Source organism: Sphaerisporangium sp. NPDC051017 (assembly GCF_040683095.1).
Classification (GTDB): domain Bacteria; phylum Actinomycetota; class Actinomycetes; order Streptosporangiales; family Streptosporangiaceae; genus Sphaerisporangium.
Map to the genome: position 1 here is coordinate 1 of NZ_JBFBCI010000103.1, position 18037 is coordinate 18037.

General features: G+C 66.4%; 14 protein-coding genes and 1 tRNA gene. 10 read left to right on the plus strand and 5 right to left on the minus strand.

Features of this window, described 5'->3' with window-relative positions; translation table 11 throughout:
- The first annotated feature begins 70 nt into the window (after window positions 1-70).
- The gene (locus AB0M95_RS39345; protein WP_363776353.1) at window positions 71-229 is read left to right on the plus strand and encodes a hypothetical protein; all 159 of its coding nucleotides are present in this window, start codon (window positions 71-73) and stop codon (window positions 227-229) included.
- Window positions 230-416: 187 nt separating this feature from the next.
- Here the strand turns inward: AB0M95_RS39345 and AB0M95_RS39350 are convergent, their stop codons facing one another.
- Window positions 417-659 carry a hypothetical protein gene (locus AB0M95_RS39350; protein ID WP_363776356.1) on the minus strand — a complete coding sequence of 81 codons (243 nt, stop codon included), beginning with the start codon at window positions 657-659 and terminating at the stop codon, window positions 417-419.
- Between the two features lie 528 nt (window positions 660-1187).
- Here AB0M95_RS39350 and AB0M95_RS39355 point away from each other — a divergent pair.
- Together AB0M95_RS39355 and AB0M95_RS39360 are read left to right on the plus strand one after the other, a co-directional pair.
- Complete coding sequence (locus AB0M95_RS39355) at window positions 1188-1625, plus strand: hypothetical protein (protein WP_363776359.1); 438 nt, start codon at window positions 1188-1190, stop codon at window positions 1623-1625.
- A 203-nt stretch (window positions 1626-1828) separates the two neighbouring features.
- Window positions 1829-1917, plus strand: a tRNA-OTHER gene (locus tag AB0M95_RS39360).
- A 212-nt stretch (window positions 1918-2129) separates the two neighbouring features.
- Here AB0M95_RS39360 and AB0M95_RS39365 read toward each other — a convergent pair.
- Window positions 2130-3758, minus strand: a complete 1629-nt coding sequence (locus tag AB0M95_RS39365) for a helix-turn-helix domain-containing protein (protein WP_363776362.1) — start codon at window positions 3756-3758, stop codon at window positions 2130-2132.
- 223 nt (window positions 3759-3981) lie between these two features.
- Here AB0M95_RS39365 and AB0M95_RS39370 point away from each other — a divergent pair, with 223 nt between their 5' ends.
- Both AB0M95_RS39370 and AB0M95_RS39375 read left to right on the plus strand, forming a co-directional pair.
- Window positions 3982-5487: an aldehyde dehydrogenase family protein gene (locus AB0M95_RS39370; RefSeq protein WP_363776365.1), complete on the plus strand. Its 1506-nt coding sequence runs from the start codon at window positions 3982-3984 to the stop codon at window positions 5485-5487.
- 34 nt (window positions 5488-5521) lie between these two features.
- Complete coding sequence (locus AB0M95_RS39375; protein ID WP_363776368.1) at window positions 5522-7243, plus strand: AMP-binding protein; 1722 nt, start codon at window positions 5522-5524, stop codon at window positions 7241-7243.
- A 45-nt stretch (window positions 7244-7288) separates the two neighbouring features.
- Here the strand turns inward: AB0M95_RS39375 and AB0M95_RS39380 are convergent, their stop codons facing one another.
- Window positions 7289-7888, minus strand: a complete 600-nt coding sequence (locus AB0M95_RS39380; protein ID WP_363776371.1) for a helix-turn-helix domain-containing protein — start codon at window positions 7886-7888, stop codon at window positions 7289-7291.
- A gap of 242 nt (window positions 7889-8130) precedes the next feature.
- Here AB0M95_RS39380 and AB0M95_RS39385 point away from each other — a divergent pair, with 242 nt between their 5' ends.
- The gene (locus tag AB0M95_RS39385; RefSeq protein WP_363776374.1) at window positions 8131-9939 is read left to right on the plus strand and encodes a CocE/NonD family hydrolase; all 1809 of its coding nucleotides are present in this window, start codon (window positions 8131-8133) and stop codon (window positions 9937-9939) included.
- A gap of 218 nt (window positions 9940-10157) precedes the next feature.
- On the plus strand, window positions 10158-11552 hold the full coding sequence (locus AB0M95_RS39390) for a carotenoid oxygenase family protein (protein ID WP_363776377.1): 1395 nt from the start codon (window positions 10158-10160) through the stop codon (window positions 11550-11552).
- A gap of 375 nt (window positions 11553-11927) precedes the next feature.
- On the opposite strand, the gene AB0M95_RS39395 is transcribed toward AB0M95_RS39390, so the two are convergent.
- Window positions 11928-12455 (minus strand): 3-hydroxyacyl-CoA dehydrogenase family protein, encoded by a 528-nt coding sequence (locus AB0M95_RS39395; protein WP_363776392.1) that lies wholly within the window; start codon window positions 12453-12455, stop codon window positions 11928-11930.
- A gap of 443 nt (window positions 12456-12898) precedes the next feature.
- On the opposite strand from AB0M95_RS39395, the gene gdhA reads away from it, so the two are divergent.
- From gdhA to AB0M95_RS39410, 3 genes are all read left to right on the plus strand, one after another.
- Complete coding sequence (gene gdhA / locus AB0M95_RS39400; RefSeq protein ID WP_363776380.1) at window positions 12899-14242, plus strand: NADP-specific glutamate dehydrogenase; 1344 nt, start codon at window positions 12899-12901, stop codon at window positions 14240-14242.
- A 379-nt stretch (window positions 14243-14621) separates the two neighbouring features.
- The gene (locus tag AB0M95_RS39405) at window positions 14622-14846 is read left to right on the plus strand and encodes a hypothetical protein (protein WP_363776383.1); all 225 of its coding nucleotides are present in this window, start codon (window positions 14622-14624) and stop codon (window positions 14844-14846) included.
- 643 nt (window positions 14847-15489) lie between these two features.
- Window positions 15490-16404 carry a hypothetical protein gene (locus tag AB0M95_RS39410; RefSeq protein WP_363776386.1) on the plus strand — a complete coding sequence of 305 codons (915 nt, stop codon included), beginning with the start codon at window positions 15490-15492 and terminating at the stop codon, window positions 16402-16404.
- A gap of 203 nt (window positions 16405-16607) precedes the next feature.
- On the opposite strand, the gene AB0M95_RS39415 is transcribed toward AB0M95_RS39410, so the two are convergent.
- On the minus strand, window positions 16608-17738 hold the full coding sequence (locus tag AB0M95_RS39415) for an alpha/beta hydrolase (RefSeq protein ID WP_363776389.1): 1131 nt from the start codon (window positions 17736-17738) through the stop codon (window positions 16608-16610).
- Window positions 17739-18037 lie beyond the last annotated feature (299 nt).

Consider the following 18037-nt stretch of genomic DNA (forward strand, 5'->3'; position numbering starts at 1 on the left):
TTTCGGCATGCCCGAACCCGGAACTCTGCACCCAACACCATGATCAACACGACCTCAGGAAAGCTTGATCATGATCGTGAAAGATCTGGGTCAGCTCTGCACGCCAAAGGACACTATGGCGCGACATGTCCCGGTGGCGCTGGAGACCGGAGGAGCCTATGCCTGGAACATCTCCCATCACGATTTTCTAATGCATCCGAAACCAACCTTCCACTATTTGAAGGCCTGAGCCTGTCGCCGACCAATCAAAGAGGCCTGAGATCTCCTCTTGGGCCTCTTTGACGTTGCGGAATAATCCGACTGCGCGTTTGGCTGCCGCCCTTTAGCAAGGATAGCTAAGAATTTCGGCGGTTCTCAAATGCTTCCTAGTCATCTGCGGAACAGTCACGGAACACTCGCATTGAAGATCTATCGGATCAGCAGTTGACCTTCTTGTCGTCGAGGCTAGGGGAGATGGACTCTGAAGCTGTGCCGCTCGGACAAGCCTGCCCCTCGCCGAAGATCCAAACACGGCTTTGCGCCACCATCAATCCAAGCACGAGAGCCGCAAAGGCGATGCCGACCGGGATCGCCCTAGACCATCGATCGTCGCGGAAGGCCAGCCAGACAACCCCTCCTACGCCAACGACCATGATGATCCACCAGACGTTGATATACATGACCCCACCTCTTAGGGCGTACCATGAGTACGCGAGCGTCCGGTAGTCATCGTTCCGGACATCGTTCCGGACGGAACGCCGGACACTCTAGAACGCTGACATGTACCCGCACAAGAGGAACGTGGCATCCGCGTGGAAGCAGCACTTCAGAAGGGGCAGACTGCTCAAGTATCGGAGTTGACTAGCGCCTTGCAGGACTTGCGTCTCCGGGTGGGCATGCCGTCACTGGGCGTAATCGCTAGGGTTGCAGACATGTCCAAAACGACGGTTCATGCCGTCCTGAACCGTTCTCGACCTGTGCGGTCAAGGTGGGAGGTGGTCCATTCTCTGGTCGGGGCTCTCCTGGAAATCGGGGATGATCACGGACTTTCTGTAGATCGTAGGGAGTTGGAACGGATCTACGGAATATGGCAGCGAGAATCTGCGGGCCATGATAGGTCTCACGAAAATAATTCTTCGTCTAATGTCCAAGATGCCTTACAGGAGCTGTATAATCGCGCAGCAAGGCCGTCTCTTCAAAAGCTAAGCATGCATGCAGGGGTTCCGAAATCAACAATTCACGATGTGCTATCCGGCGGTCGCGCCTATCTGCCAAAATGGGAGACTGTTGAACGACTGGTGACCTCTCTCGTGACTATCGGCCAGTTTGCGGGGCCAGAGCGGAGCCCCGCCGAGGAATTGGCCCGTATTCGCGAGATGTGGATGGAATCAAGAGATGCGTCGATTGTGACGACAGAGAGACCCTCCTCTGCGCGTGAAGTTCAGCACCAACGGTTGAACGTTGTCATCGGAGAGCGTGCGGCACATGCGTTGGAAACTCTGAAGAGGCAGAATGGGCTGAGTGATACCGAGGCCATTAACCGTGCGCTGCTGATCAGTCTTTTCATAGAAGAGTCCGTGGCTGAGGGGTTCGAAATCGTCATGCGTAAGCCTGGACAAGAATCACAGAGAGTCATCATTCCATAGATGGTGCCGTCCTCTATGCGCAGGGGTTCCCGCAACATCTCTAGAGGATTGGCGGTTTGGGCCACCTCGCGCTAGATCTTCTCGGGCAAGCTCAGGAGGTCGCAGCACGGCGTCAGAGAGTCTCCCACACCCGTGACTGCGTTAGCGCTACGTCGCATGCGCGTCGCCACGGTCCCTTACGGGATCCCGCGCGGAACGTTCTAGCAGGTTAAGCGGCATATGGCGGCTCGCTGGGCAGGGCTCTGTAAAACCGTCGGCTCAGCCTACCCAGGTTCGATCCCTGGACCTGCCAGCATCTGGTAAGACGGCCCGTTAGCTGCGAATTCTCGCGCTAGCGGGCCGTTTCTTCTCTGTCCCAGCGTGCGTCACCTTGTAGTGCTGTGGACCGTCATATTGCCATGTCCACGGACGCATGGCGGACGGGAATCGGGGCCTGGGAGCGGTGTGAGGGGCCGTCGGTTTTGTACGGACGGCCACGGACGGGCTTGGAGAAGCCGGAGTGCCTCAGAACTGGCTGATCCGGTGGGCGCGCATCTTCGCGTAGAGGGTGGTGCGTGAGATGCCGAGTTCCTTGGCGGTTCGTGCCTTGTTGCCGTCGAAGGTGCGCAAGGTGTGGAGGATGATGTGGCGCTCGGCCTGGTCCAGCGGGCGTCGGGAGGGTGGCGTGGCTGGTTCGGACGTGACGCCGGGGGGTAGTTGCTGCACGGAGATCGCGCCCACGCGCCGCTGTCTGACGGCGAAGGCCAGCGCCGCCCGCAGTTCGCGGAGGTTCCCCGGCCAGTTGTGACTGGCTAGCGCTTTTTCCGCGGCGGGGGTCAGGAACATACCTGGTGCGATCTCATCGAGCATCTGGCGCGCGAATCCCAGGATTTCGTCGCGGCGGGCGAGCAGAGGCAGCGTCTCCTCGTAGCGAGTCGCGAGCGCGGCCAGGGCCGCCGTGCGATCCGGCAGCAGGTCCCGTGGCCCGGCGACCATCACGATCTGGGGGCCGGTCTTCCCTTCGATCTGCTGGGTGATGACATCCACCAGGACGTCTGAGAGCAGTTCGATCCCATCCAGGATCACGGTGCCGGCGGGCGAGGACATGCGCTGCTGAAACCGGCGGCCCCAGTCTTGGTCTCCGTCGAGGAGTGCCTCAGCGGCGTTGAGGACGGTGACGGGGGCGCCCGTGGCGAGGTTACGGGCCCGGGTGGTACGGCCCGAGCCCGGCGCGCCGGTGACCAGGAGGGTGGTCCTGTCGCGCGCGTGGTCCGGTGCTTCCGAGGCCGGCTGCGAGATCACCCGTCGCTCGTCTCGCGGCTCGACTTTGAGCAGAGCCCCCGGGCGCCGGGTGCCGAGCAGCGTGGCGTGCACCCGGACTGGTTGTCCGGACGCCAGTCGCAGTTCGATCGGCGCGCTGGTCGAACGCGGCAGTTCCTCCGCCAGGAGGCGCAGGTGTGTGATGTCGGCGGAGGTGAGAAGATCCTCTGCGGCCCGGTTGGAGACGGTCATGTCGTCGCCGAAGGCGACCAGTGCCGACCTGGTGCGTAGCGCCGCCTCCTGGTAGGCCGCCATGAGCCGCGCGTCCGTCGCATGACTGCGTTCGTGAAGCCGGCGCTCGATGTCCCGGACGGCGTGTTCGACCACGGGGCGCAACAGGGGGTTCGCGTCGCTGGATAGGGAGGAGATGTCCAGCACTCCCTCGACGCGCCGGGTCAGGGGATGACGGATGGGGTACCCGAAGCAGCTGAACTCTTTTAGCCCTTCGGCGAAGTGCTCCGCACCGTTAATGACCACAGGCTGGTGGGTCTCCAGCGCGGTTCCGGGCGCGTTGGTGCCGATGTGGGCTTCGAGCAGGCTGGCGCCCAAGTCGACGCCGACGCCGTCGAAGGCGGTGGCCGTTGCCTTCCGGCCGCAGGTGCGGTGCACCAGCCGGCACTCGCGATCGACGAGCAGCGTGGCGTACCCGGTGTCCCGGAGGGTCGCTCCGAGTTCGTGGAGCACGGGCTCGGAGGCTTCCAGCAGGAGGCTCGGGGCCGCCACTCCGTCAGGCGCGAGCGTCTCAAGCGCGTGTGAGGGATCGAGCCCCGCGAGTTCGGAGCGGTACCAGGACGCCTTGATGGCCTGCCTGGGGGAACGAGCCGCGCTACTCATGACGCCCCCTACGCGGAAAAGGGTCTCACGGAGATCACGACGGTGTGACCTTTGCCGCATAGTATTTGGGGCGCTGTGGTGATGACAACCTTCTTGCGGCGCTGTGTCCAGAAGCTGAACGCCGTGCGCAGAACGTCCAGCAACTGAACATCGCGCGGCGAGACCGGTGATCAGACTCCCTTCACGCGGTGCGTGAGGCGCCGCCCGATCTGGAGGAGTCGCCATGACCGACCTCATCACCCCGCCCGACGTGACCCTCCTGCCGCGAGTGCGGGACTTCATCAGCCGCCCGCGCCGCCTCTTCATCGGGGGGCAGTGGACGGACGCGGTCGGCGGCGAGGAATTCGACACCCTTGACCCCGCGACGGGTGAGGTGCTGACGACGGTCGCCCGGGGGCGCGCTGCCGATGTCGATCGCGCGGTTGCCGCGGCCCGCGGCGCGTTTGAGGGGGAGTGGAGCCGGTGGACGCCCGCGCAGCGTCAGCGGCTGCTGTTCCGGGTCGGGGAGAAGCTTTACGAGCGGGCCGAGGAATTCGCCCAGCTTGAGTCTCTCGACAACGGCAAGCCGGTGGGGGTGGCCCAGGCGGTCGACGTCACCTGGACGGCGGAGCTGTTCCTCTATTACGCCGGGTGGGCGACCAAGATCGAGGGCAGCACCGTGACCCCGTCGGTCCCGTGGGCGCCGGGAGCGAACTTCCATGCCTACACCCTGCGCGAGCCGGTCGGCGTGGTCGGGGCCATCGTGCCGTGGAACTTCCCGCTGGTGATGGCCGGGTTCAAGGTGCCTGTGGCTCTGGCCACGGGAAACACGGTCGTCTTCAAGCCTGCTGAGCAGACCCCGTTGACGGCGCTCCTGCTCGCCGAGGTTCTCGCCGAGGCCGGCCTGCCCGACGGTGTCTTCAACGTCGTCACCGGGTACGGCGATGCGGGCGCGGCGATCGCCGCCCACGATGACGTCGACAAGGTCGCGTTCACCGGATCGACGGAGGTCGGCAAGCTGATCGTTGACGCGGCGAAGGGCAACCTCAAGAAGGTGACCCTCGAGCTTGGTGGCAAGAGCCCGCAGGTCGTCTACGCCGACGCCGATCTGGAGGCCGCCATTCCCGGGACGGCTTCGGGCTTCCTGTTCAACCAGGGTCAGACGTGCACGGCGGGAACCCGGATCCTGGTCGAGGACCGCATCTTCGATGAGTTCACCCAAGGCGTCGCGGAGGTGGCCAGGTCCACCAGGCTCGGTCCCGGCCTCGACCCGGCAACCGAGATGGGCCCGCTGGTCTCAGCCGAGCAGTTCGAACGCGTCACCGGATACATCAGCCAGGGCCTGCGAGACGGCGCGCGGGCGCTCACTGGCGGGCACCGTCACGGCGATCGCGGCTTCTTCGTGGAGCCGACCGTCCTGGTAGACGTCGACTCCTCCTTCAGCGTCTACCGCGAGGAGATCTTCGGCCCGGTGGTGGTCGCTTCACCCTTCAGCGCGAAGGACGGGGTGCGAGCGGCCGCGAACGACACTCCCTACGGCCTGGCTGCCAGCGTATGGACCCGCGACATCTCCAAGGCACACCGCACGGCGGCTGAGATCAAGGCCGGCACCGTCTGGATCAACTGCCACAACGCCTTCGACTGCGCGATCCCTTTCGGCGGCTACAAGCAGTCGGGGTGGGGCCGGGAACTGGGGGCGGCCGCCATCGAGGAGTTCACCCAGGTCAAGGCCGTGAACATCCTCCTGTAGATCCAGTCCGCCGACGACCTTTGAAGGGAGCGCGATGCCCACCAACACCGAGGCCCTCCGAGCGGCCAGGGACGGCCTGCTCGCCCGGGCCGATAACTGGGCCGTAGCCACCAGGGATTTCGCCTGGCCGCAGATCGAGGGCCAGTTCAACTGGGCGTTCGACTGGTTCGACTCGATCGCGGACGGCAATCACTCGCCTGCGCTCGTGGTCGTGCACGAGGATGGCGGCAGCGAGTCCTACAGCTTCGCCGAGCTCCGTGAGCGCTCGCTGGGAGTCACCAGCCATCTGCGTTCTCTCGGGATCGGCCCGGGCGACACGGTGCTGGTGATGCTCGGCAACCAGGTCGAACTGTGGGAGTCGATGCTCGGCGTGATCCGGCTCGGCGCGGTGGTGATGCCGGCCACGACCGCCGTCGGGCCCGCCGACCTGGTCGACCGGATTCAGCGCGGCGAGGTCCGCGCGGTGATCTGCGGCACCGCCGACGCCGCCAAGTTCGCCGGCCTTCCCGGCGACTTCACGCGGATCGTGGTCGGTGAGCCGGTCGCGGGCTGGGTCCCGTTCCGGCGCGACCGCCCCGCCGGGGACGCTCCGATCGGGCATCCGGGCACTGGGCCGGAGGACCGGCTGCTGCTCTACTTCACCTCGGGCACTACCAGCCGGCCCAAGATGGTGGCGCACACCCAGGTCTCCTACCCCGTCGGGCACCTGCTCACGATGTACTGGATCGGACTGCGGCCCGGCGACGTTCATCTCAACGTTTCCTCGCCGGGATGGGCCAAGCATGCCTGGTCGAGTTTCTTCGCGCCGTGGCTGGCCGAGGCCACGATCGTCGTGCTCGACTACGCGCGCTTTGATCCCAAGGTGCTCCTGTCCCGGCTCCATGAGCAGCGGATCACGACATTTTGCGCCCCTCCGACGGTCTGGCGCATGCTCATCACGACCGATCTCCCGGGCGGGCCCGGCCGGCTGCGGGAGCTCGTCGCCGCCGGCGAGCCGCTCAATCCCGAGGTCGTCGCCCGGATCCAGGATGCCTGGGGCCTGACGATCCGGGACGGCTTCGGGCAGACCGAGATGACCGCCGTGGTCGCCAACACGCCCGGCCAGCCGGTGAAGGCAGGATCCATGGGCCGGCCGCTGCCAGGAGTTCCCGTCGTGCTGGTCGACCCGGTGAGCGGCGAAGTGCGAGACGACGAGGGCGAACTCTGCCTCGACCTGCGACACGGCAAGCCGCTGCCGCTCATGACGCGTTACGACGACCCGGCCATGGACGCGGAGGCCAAGCAGGGCGGCTTCTTCCACACCGGGGACCTCGCGAGCCGCGACGCGGACGGCTACATCACCTTCATCGGGCGCACTGACGATGTCTTCAAGTCCTCGGACTACAAGGTCAGCCCGTTCGAGCTCGAGTCGGTCCTCATCGAGCACCCGGCGGTGGCCGAGGCGGCAGTCGTGCCCGCGCCGGACCCCATCCGGCTCACCGTCCCGAAGGCGTACATTGCCCTGGCGCCCGGCCAGGAGCCGTCGGCCGAGCTAGCCGAGAGCATCCTCAAGTTCGCCGCGGGCCGTCTTCCCGGCTACCTGCGGGTACGACGGCTGGAGTTCCTCGACCTTCCGAAGACCATCTCCGGAAAGATCCGCCGCGTCGACCTGCGCCACCGTGATCCGGGAGATCGAGAAGACGGCGGGCGGCCGACCGGCGAGTGGCGATGGGAGGACTTCCCCTTGCTGTCCGAACTGTCGCCGCGCCGATCCTGAGCCGCCGACAGAGCGCACCGGCCCTTCTACCACGGCGTGACGGAGTTACGGCCGCTGCGTAGCAGCCGGGGCCGGAGCGGGAACAGAGCCGAGCGCGGTGCGCAGCGCCTGCATCCCGTCCAGCATGATGCCGGCCAGCGTGCGGTCGTCGTCGGAGTCGAGCCATTCCTGCAGTGCGACGGAGAACAGGGTTGCGCTGGTCCCGGCGAGCATGCCGGCGGTGACGGCCGGGAGCCCGCGCCTGGTCAGGGCGTCCCGGACGGCGTCGCTGACGGCGTCGCGCTTGCGCAGGTTCCGCTCGCGCAGGCCCTCGTCGGACCGGATGATCTCCTGCCGCCGGCGGATCTCGGCCCGCCTTCCCTCCAGGTGCGTCGCGGCGAAGGCGGTCAGGGCGCCGGTGATCAGCGCCGCCGGGTCGGCGTCGGGCGGCGCCTCGGCGATGAGCACGGCGGCCTGCAGGAACATCTCGTCGCTGCCGAACAGCACCTCGCGCTTGTCCGCGAAGTGCCGGAAGAAGGTGCGGGTGGTCAGGCCGGCCCGCCCGGCTATCTGCGGCACCGTGGTCGCCGCGAACCCCTGCTCGGCGAACAGCTCGAGGGCGGCGCGCTCCAGCCGCTCGCGCGCGTCAGGCTGCCATCTGCTCATGCGGCCATGGTAGGTGACGGCATCGCGTGGCATGAAGTGATGACACACCATGCCGTCATCCTGTAATGTGACGACACACAATGTCGTCACTCGGAGAGCGGAGCTGATGGCCTGACGGCAGGCGAGGGCCGACCCGGCGCCTACACGCCGGCCGCCCTGTTCGGCCCCGCAGTAGCCGAAGCGTGCGGCGGCGAGTACCAGCTCGCCCAGCAGACGCTGGGCCCAACAAAGGTGAGCAAGCAATGACACTGAGCAACATAATCATCGAGCACGACGTCGAAATCGTGCTCCGCGACGGAACTCGGACCTACGCCGACGTGTACCGACCCGACGACGGTGAGCGGCGCCCTGTCATTCTTTCCCGAACGATCTACGGCAAGACCGGCCAGCCGCTCATGGGCCTTGGCGTCACCTCCGACTACTATGACGCGGGCCCGCTGGCGTACGCACGTTCCGGCTACGTCTTCGTCATCCAGGACTGTCGCGGCTGTTTCAGCTCCGAGGGCGACTGGGAGTACTTCTACCAGGAGCGGGAGGACGGCTACGACTCGATCGAGTGGGCCGCGAAGCAGGACTGGTCGAACGGCAAGGTCGGCGTCCTCGGGAACTCCGCCCTTGGAATGACGGCATTCCAAGCCGTTGCGTCAGGTGCTCCGTCGCTGGTCACGGCGTGGATCGCCGTCGGTGGGGCGGACCTGGAGAGCTGGACCAAGCGTGGCGGCGTGCCCTCTGAGCTGTACTTCCTTCCGGACTTCGTCGCCGGTGTCATCGCGCCGCACAAGCTGCAACGCCTGGACATCGATGAGGCCGAAAGGACTGAACTGGCCGCGAAGCACGCCAAGTTCATGTCCATGACTCAGCGGGACCTGATGACGCTTCCGCTATTCGCCGACTTCGAGCTCCTGAAGGACCAACGGCTCGACGCCGGCCTGTGGAACGCCTTCACGGCAGAACCAACCGACCCCTACTGGAAGAAGGACGAGGGTACGCCGGGCAAGGATCCCTCTCTCATCAAGGTTCCGGTGAAGGCCTTTACCGGAGTCTTCGATGTGTTCGCCGGGAGCATGATCAGGGCGCTCTCCAACTCGGACCTAGGTCACGAACTCATCATCGGTCCCTGGGGTCACTACGGCGGATATCAGCTGCCGTACGGCGTGCGCCAGCACCAGCACGCGCCGGGAGGCAAGGCATGGCAGGCGGTCGCGCTGGCGTGGTTCGACCGGTGGTTGAAGGGCGTGCCCGAACAGTCGGCCCCCGGATCGTCAAAGGTCTATTACTTCATGTCCGGCGAGAATCAGTGGACCACGACCCCCGCGTGGCCGCCGGCCGGTGCCACCCGCGAGCTGTTCCTCAGCAGCGAGGACTCCACCGAAGGTGGCGCCGCGCTCACATTCGACCGTCCCGTCGGCTCGGGCAGCCGCACCTACACCTACGACCCGTCCGACCCGGTCCAGACCGTCGGAGGCGTGACCATCGAGCTGACCGGCGCCGGGCTGAGCCTCGCGCGATTCGACAAATCCATGGCGAACGACGGCGTACACGACCAGCGCCGAATCGAAGGCCGTGACGACATCCTTCTTTACACCTCCCCGGCCTTGGAAGAGGCCGTCCGAGTCGCCGGGTCACCCAAGGTCAACCTGTGGGTCTCCAGCAGCGCCGAGGACACCGACTTCCTGGTCCGGCTGGTCGATGTCGAGCCCGACGGGTTCGCGGCAAACGTTTCCGAGGGAATAGTTCGCTGCCGGTACCGGGACGGCCGTAACGACTCCTGGCTGACGCCGGACGAGCCGGTCGAGCTCGAGATCGAGATGGACCCGGTAGCGCACACGTTCCTACCCGGGCACCAGATCCGTGTCCACGTGACCAGCAGCAGCTTCCCGAAGTACTCCCGCAACCTCAACACCCGTGCCGTGCCCGAATTCGGCACAGCGGATGACGTCGCCGTCGCACACCAGACGGTGCTCGATGGCGGCGGCACACCTTCACGCATCTCGGTTAACGTCGTACCAGTCAGCGACCCCGAGTCGCCCTACTTCTGGCCCTACGGCTAGACCGGGGCCGCCATCTTGCCGGCATCGCCGGGCAGATGGCCCGGCGATGCCCGAGGCACGCCGCCGGTCCTGAATCGTCGGCAGTGCGCACCGCAGCGGTGCTTGCCACTGAACTGCCGGCGTCCAGGATTTGAACACCTGTATGGCATTACAGATACCACACTGGAACAGAACAGCGTCCCGCGAAATCGCGAGACTAGCAGTACGAAGGAGTTCCCATGACGCTGGACAACGCAGAGGCCACCGAGCCAAGACGGGACGACAGCCTTTACCTCTCGCGGGACGGCAGCCTCTACCTCTCGGGGAACTACGCGCCGGTCCTCGAGGAAGTCACGGCGTATGATCTCTCAGTCGACGGGAAAATCCCGGCTGAGCTGTCGGGTCGTTTGATACGCGTAGGACCTAATCCGATCGCCCCTGTCGACGATCCCGTGAACCACAACTGGCTCACAGGAGCGGGGATGCTGCACGGCGTCCGCCTGCGGGACGGCAAGGCCGAATGGTACCGCAATCGCTTTGTCCGGGGCACGGACGTGCAGATGGCGCTGGGCGAGCCGGCGCCGCCCGGGCCGACGCGGGGGTACGACGCCGCCAACAACACGCACGTGCTGAAAATCGGCAAGGGCACCTACGCGCTCACCGAGGCCGGCTGCCTTCCGATGCTTTTGTCGTACGACCTCATGACGGAGGCACGGTCCGATTTCGGCGGGACGATGGGCGACGCGTTCACCGCGCACCCGCGCGTTGATCCCTTGACCGGGGAGACACACGCCATCACCTACACGCCCTCGCAGGAAAAGGTTCAATACCAGGTCGTCACGACCGGGGGCCGGGTGCGCCGCATCGTTGACGTTCCGCTGCCGGGGCACGTAATGGTGCACGACATGTGCCTGACCCCGAAATACGCGGTCATCCTCGATATGCCAGTGACGTTCTCGCAGCAGGCCGCGATGAGCGGCGACCCGCTGCCGCTCCGGTGGACTCCCGACCACGGCTGCCGCGTCGGCTTGCTGCCGCGGGAGGGCACCGCGGAAGACGTCGTCTGGTGCGAGCTGCCCGGCACGCCTTTCGTGTTCCACACCGGCAACTCCTACGACGCCGCGGACGGCACCGTCGTCATGGACGTGGTGCGCTACGAATCGATGTACTACACCAACAGCCTCTCGGCGTTCGAGGATGAGGCCCGTCTCTACCGGTGGACGGCCGATCCGGCCACCGGCAAGGTAACCGAACAGCTGCTTGACGACCACGCGCAGGAATTCCCCCGGTACGACGACCGCGTGACCGGACAGGACTACCGGTACTCATACACGGTCACCTCCGACGACGTGCCGAGGGGCTTCACCGGGCTGCTCAAGTACGACGTTAAGCGCGGAACGAGCGAGCGCGTCGACTACGGACACGGCATGCTGACAATGGAGACCGTCTTCGTCCCTTCTGCCGGAAGTTCCGCGGAAGACGACGGCTGGCTCATGGCCTACGTCCACGACGCCACCACCGAACGCTGCGACGTGGTCATCCGGCACGCCCAGGACCTCGCCGACCCGGTCGCGACGATACGTCTCCCCGCCCGCGTGCCATTCGGCTTCCACGGCAGCTGGATCGCTGACTGATCTCCTCACCTGGGAGATCGTCTGGCATGCGCTCGCCAGATCCGAGCCCGTTGCACAGACCTCGGATCTGGCGAGCACGCCCGCAAGACCACCAGAACCCCCCGACCCACACCGCCACGGGCCGTGAAACCACGCCCGTATTGGTTTTCTCGCCGGCAGAGGTCGCGGACACGACGGTGCAGACCTCCTCGCCGCGCTCGGCGTCAGGGATGCCGATGACGGCGGACAGGTCTGCGTGACCGATGCCGGCAGTAAGCCAGGCAGCCCACGGCCATCACCGCCGGCGCCCGGCCGCCAGGATGGACGCGGCACGGGCCGCACTGTTCGCCGCCTAGGAGCGCCCCCGGCGTCGGCTAGAGGTGCGGATCTCGCCGCTCATGATCCGGTCGTAGGCCGCCTGGCCTGTTCAAGGAGGTGCGCCAGCAGGCGGGCCTCGACGTCGTCTCGTGTCCGGCCCGGCCACGGGAAGATGCCGCGTCCGCTCTTCGCGCCGAATTCGCCCTGCTCGCACAGTTCACGGACGAGGCCCGGGGCCTGCTGCTCGGTCGAGAGGCTGGGCAGTAGGTAGTCCATGATGGCCTTGGTCAGGTCGAGCCCGATGAAGTCCGCGTTGGTCAGCGGGCCGATCGCGGCCAGGCGCAGCCCTATCGTGTTCCGCGCGACGAGATCGACCGTCTCGGCGTCACAGATCCCTTCCTGGACGATGCTCATCGCCTCGCGCCAGAGGGCGAACTGCATTCTGTTGCCAATGAACCCGGGGACGTCTCGCCGCACCGGGACGACGGTCTTGCCGGCCCCGCGCAGCCACTCGCTGACCCTGCCTATGGTCGCTTTCGCGGTTTGCTCACCCGGCACCACTTCGACGATGGGGATAAGGTACGCCGGGTTCCACCAGTGGGTGATGGCTCACCAACTCGCGCTCTCGTCCTCGGCGGCGGCGCTGTCGGTGCCGGTCGGCAGACCGGTCTGGTCACTGGCCTGCGCGCGGCCGGTGTCGACCTGGCGGGAGCCAAGGCAATGTGACTAGAGCGGTTGGGCGGCGGCGCGTCCTCGGTCGGCGGGTGAGGTTTGGAGCGGCGGGCGCTGCGTACGGCGGGCGGCCCGCGTTCCCGTCGCCGGGCGGGACCGGCGCCCACGCCGCACGCCCGGCCGGGCGTGCGGGCCGGCCGTGTCAGTCCAGCTCAAAGCCCAGATTCGCATCTCTAGCCCGCTGAATTACGCGGAACGCGGGCCAGTGCTGCGGGAGGTCTCCAGCACCGCGCCGAAGAAATTGGGAGGGCACATCCTTTTCACAACGGGGCGACCCGTAAAGTGAGGAGGCTTGCATCAGTGACCTTGGAGCTTATGTGTTGCATGAGAAACTGTCGTCGATCTACGACAACGTCCTTCGCCGGAACCCTGGGGAAATCGAGTTCCACCAGGCGGTGCGTGAGGTGCTGGTGAGCATCGGCCCTGTTCTTGGCAAGCATCCCGAGTACGCCGAGTCGAAGATCATTGAGCGTATCTGCGAGCCCGAGCGGCAGATCATCTTTCGGGTGCCGTGGGTCGACGACCGAGGCGAGGTGCAGATCAATCGCGGCTTCCGGGTGGAGTTCAACAGCGCGCTGGGGCCGTACAAGGGCGGGCTGCGCTTTCACCCGTCGGTCTACCTCGGGATCGTCAAGTTCCTGGGCTTCGAGCAGATTTTCAAGAACGGCCTGACGGGCCTGCCGATCGGCGGCGGCAAGGGCGGATCGGACTTCGACCCGAAGGGCCGCTCTGACCGCGAGGTGATGAGCTTCAGCCAGAGCTTCATGACCGAGCTGTACCGGCACATCGGCGAGTACACCGACGTGCCGGCCGGCGACATCGGCGTCGGCGGGCGGGAGGTCGGCTACCTGTTCGGCCAGTACAAGCGCATCACGAACCGCTACGAGTCCGGGGTGATCACCGGCAAGGGACTCGTGTACGGCGGCGCCCAGGTGCGCACCGAGGCCACCGGTTACGGGTGCACGTTCTTCGTCGAGGAGATGCTGAAGGCGCGGGGCACGACGTTCGACGGCAAGCGGGTCGTGGTGTCCGGCTCCGGCAACGTGGCGATCTACACCATCGAGAAGGTCAAGCAGCTCGGCGGCGTGGTCGTGGCCTGCTCCGACTCCTCCGGCTACGTGCTCGACGAGAAGGGCATCGACCTGGATCTGCTCAAGCAGGTCAAGCAGGTCGAGCGCGGCAGGCTGCAGGCGTACGCGGAACGTCGCGGCGAGCACGTCACCTTCGTGCCGGGTCGCAACGTGTGGGAGGTGCCCTGCGAGGTGGCGATGCCGTCCGCCACGCAGAACGAGATCACCGGCCGTGACGCCGCCTTCATGGTGGACAACGGCTGCATCGCGGTCGGCGAAGGGGCCAACATGCCGACCACGCCGGAGGGCATCAAGGTGTTCCTGGAGGCCGGCGTCGCGTTCGGACCGGGCAAGGCGGCCAACGCGGGCGGCGTGGCGACCAGCGCGCTGGAGATGCAGCAGAACGCCAGCCGTGATTCGTGGACGTTCGAGTTCTCCGAGCAACGGCTGCGGGAGATCATGCAGGACATCCACGCCCGTTGCCTGCAAACCGCCGACGAGTACGGCATGCCGGGCGACTACGTGGCCGGCGCGAACATCGGCGGCTTCCGGCGGGTCGCCGATGCGATGCTGGCCCTGGGTTTGATCTGAGTCGGGCATCAAGGCGACCGGCCGTCGCCCGGCGTCGGTGTCTGAACTTTATTGCCTGTCATTTTTCGTCCCCATGGCGTCACATTGATATCGGTGGGGAAGCGCCGTCCCGGCTTGCGTCGACGGGACGAATTGGACGCGCGCGGGCTCGCAGTGGCCGGCTCGGTGCAACGCCTCGTTTTCCAGTGGGTGGGGATGATCGTATTTATGGGGGTATGTGCCTGAAGTAATGTTTTGCGTCTGGGTGGGAGATTTCGTCTGGTGTTGCGATTAGTGTGGATGATGTTCCGCGCCGCTTCGGCGTATCCCGAGACTCGGAACCGGCGTTCGTCATCCCCGTCAATCCGGGTCCGGTCCTCACCTCAGGGAGTGATCTCTGATGCTCAAGCGTTTGCTCTTCGCCATCGCGCTGGCGGCGTCCACGCTCGTGGTCGCCGGAACCGTCACAGGCGCCGCGCAGGCCTCGAGTCCGAGCGTCTGTGCTTCGGCCCGGCACGCCCAGCCCAACCCCAACCTGTGCAAGTGGAGAGACGACGGTTGCTATTACTGCTACGACTACAGAACCGCAAGGTGGGATAAGCAGTATTGCGAGGGCGAGTCCTGATTGGCCGCATCGGCGACTAGCCCCGACGGGCAACGGCAGCCCGCGACGCACCGCGTCGCGGGCTGCCCCGCGCATGGAGGAGCGCATCGGATTGAGGATTATTGAGGAGTATTGAGGAGTATTGAGGGGTACGGAAATCCGGCCTTTGAAGATCAGGAATTCGCTTTCATTGATGTCCTGCCGAAGAATTGGCCTGGTTGCTATTCGCGGCCGAGGAGCCACTTGAGCCGAATACCTGCAACCTTGCCGAGAATCGGGTTCAGGAGGGCGTGCGGCGGCAACCGGTGCCGCTGGTTCTCCTGCCCGTCATCGTCTGGCTTGCCGTGACGATGCTGCGCCGTCGCGGGTAGCGCTGCCGGGGTCTCTGGCCCGCTCTGACGGGAGCAAAAGTTTTCCCAGTTCAAAGGCCGGGACGATGGGCGTGCCTCGTCGGTCGCGGCAGGCTTCGCGCTCATGGCGGGGGCCCAGCGCAGTCTCGGGTTCGCAGCCCAATCGTTGTCGCTTCGCCATCACGCATGGGTCTGTGACAGGCGGGACCAGTGGGAAGATTGCGGTTTCGGGGGAGATGTGGAGTTTCCCGACAGCTCGCTGTCGGAACTGCTAAGAAGTTGTGCGGCCAGAAATCTGAGCAGAGAGGTTCGGCATGGACCGCGACGGCCACTCGAGTTCCCGCGACGAGGATCCTCCCAAGCAGGTCGATCCCTCAGGCATCCAGCGGAACAGCGAATCGGAGCGCCCGGTCGGCGACGTGCTGTCCGACGGCTGGACGCCCGGACACGAACCCGATCACGCCCAGAGCGACGACTCGCCGGAGCCCGCCCCCCGGGACCGCGAGCGTGCCGAGGACCGCGAAGAGGCCGAGGACTCGGAAATCCCCGAAGTCTACGAGTATCTCTACCGCCCTGAGGGGCGTGAGGCGTCGCACGACGACGAGCGGGCCGGGGGCGATGCGCCGCCGACGGACGGCGAGAACTGGGACCCCGATCGAGAAGGGGACCGGGGTTACATCGACCTGGGGTGGACCTCCGAGAGCGACGCGGAGGAGGAGAAGGGCGGCCAGAACAAGCGACTCGTCCTCGCCATGGTCGCGGTCGTCGTGCTCGCGGTCGCGGGCGGCTGGATCGTGTCGTCCTCGGTGGGGTCCAAGCAGGAGGCGGCGTGCTCTCCCTCCAGTGACTGTGCCCCGGCAGGGCGGCAGGACCCGGCGCTGACCGAGGGCCCGACGGCCGCCCCCAGCGGAGGCGACCCGGCCCCCGAGCCCAGCGCGGGGCCTGACGAGACGACGGCGCCGCCCACCGGGACGCCCGCACCCGCGCCGACGGCGTCCGAGGCATGGAAGACCCACCAGCCCACGTCCCGGCCGACACCGACGCGTACCCGCACCCAGTCGCCCGAGCCGGCGCCGAGGCCCAGCGGCCGCCCCGAGCGGCACCAGAACCCGCGGCCCGAGGACAACCCGAAGCCGTCCCCGACACCGCCGCCGACCACGGAGGCGCCTCCGCCTGCTCCGAGCCCGACGCAGAGCCGCAACGGCGGCCTGCTCGACTGGCTGTTCTGAGCCAGCTGTTCTGGCTCGGTGTCCCCGGCCGGCGTCGACTGCTCGCAGGAGACCGGGGTGGACGTGCTGTGGCGGGAATTTCTCTAGCCGGTGGCTTGGAGAGCGATGGTCTGCCCGCAGTGGAGGATCCCGGTGCGGGGTTTCGCGGAAAGGCCCGTCGCGGTCGGCGTCGGGCCTTTCGCGTGTGGATTTCGGCGAAGGGTCTACGGGGCGCAGCCCGCGAGGTCGGGTGAGGAGGGGGTTCCGGTCGAGGGGCCGAAGAAGAGGTTCGCGCAGTTGATCAGGAAGGCGGGGTTCTCTTCAGGGATCCAGTGGCCGGCGTCCGGGGCCACGACCTGGCGGACGTCGTTGGCGACCTGGCGGAAGGACTCGGCCACCACGGGGCCGAAAACGTACTGCGAGCCCATCGCCAGGACCGGCATGGCCAGCTTCTTGGAGGCGTTGGCCTGGTTATCGGCGGCGTTCGCGGCGAACGCGCGGTAGTACTCGTACGCGGCGCTGCGGGTGGCCGGCCGGGAGTAGGCGCGGAAGTACTCCGCCTGGTCGATCGCGTCGGGGTGCTGGGCTCCGTTGAAGAGGCTGCCCAGGTAGGTCTCGACGTCGTCCTGGGTGCTGATGATGCGCTCGGCGAGGGGCTTCGGCGCGGCGTTGAAGAGGAAGTGCCAGCTCAGCCTGTAGGCGTCCTCCAGGCCGTAGCCGTTGAGCGGGAGCTCCAGGACGGCGAGCCGGCTCACCTCGGAGGGGAAGTCGCGGGCGTAGGGGTAGGCGACCAGGGCGCCGTCGTCGTGGGCGAGGATCTTCACCTTCTGGTTCTGGAAGCCGAGGCGCTGGACGCCCTGGCGGATGCGGCGCGCGGTGGTCGCCGCGTCGAATCCGCCGGGCGGCACGGTGGAGTCGCCCAGCCCCGGTAGGTCGAACGCGATCACCGTGTGCGTGCGGGCGAGGGCGGGCATGACCTTGTGCCACTCCCACCAGGTCTGCGGCCAGCCGTGCAGCAGCACGAGCAGCGGCCCGGACCCGCCGCGCACGTAGTGCAGGAAGCTGCCGTCGACAGGGACGAAGCCGTGGCGGAAGGACTGGCCGGCGAGCCACTTCGCCTGTGCCGATGACTGTGCCGATGACAGGGCCGAGGTCTGTGCCGATGTCTGTGCCGATTGCGGGGCGCCGGGTCCTGGCTTGCTCGCGGTGCCCGCTCCGGCGCCGACGGCCGTGCCGAACGACAGGACGACGATGGCGACGGCGGCGGTGAGGACCTTCCCTGCCCACTTCGCGGTGCGCGGCATCGGTCCTCGTTTTCCTGTGGTGACGAAATCGGGCCCTCGGTCGAGCTGCATGTCGACTCCCTTCAGATATCGGGAATGACGAAACGATCCGGCTCCTCGCATGCGGGACCCCCGTTCTCCGCATGGCCGACACCTGCCGCCCGGACTTTGGGCCCGCACGGCGCGGGACGGTATTCAGGAATGGCTCGATACGGCCGTCCAGAAAGACCGTTCCAAAATGTCGAGTGCCTGGTGGGGCTAACGATAACGAGGGGGTTACTAACCAGAAACTAAGTTACTGGACTGTAGGTATGCTTAAGTGGTGATGTAGAGGAGATCGCGGTCCCGGAAGAACGCCTGCACCAACTCGG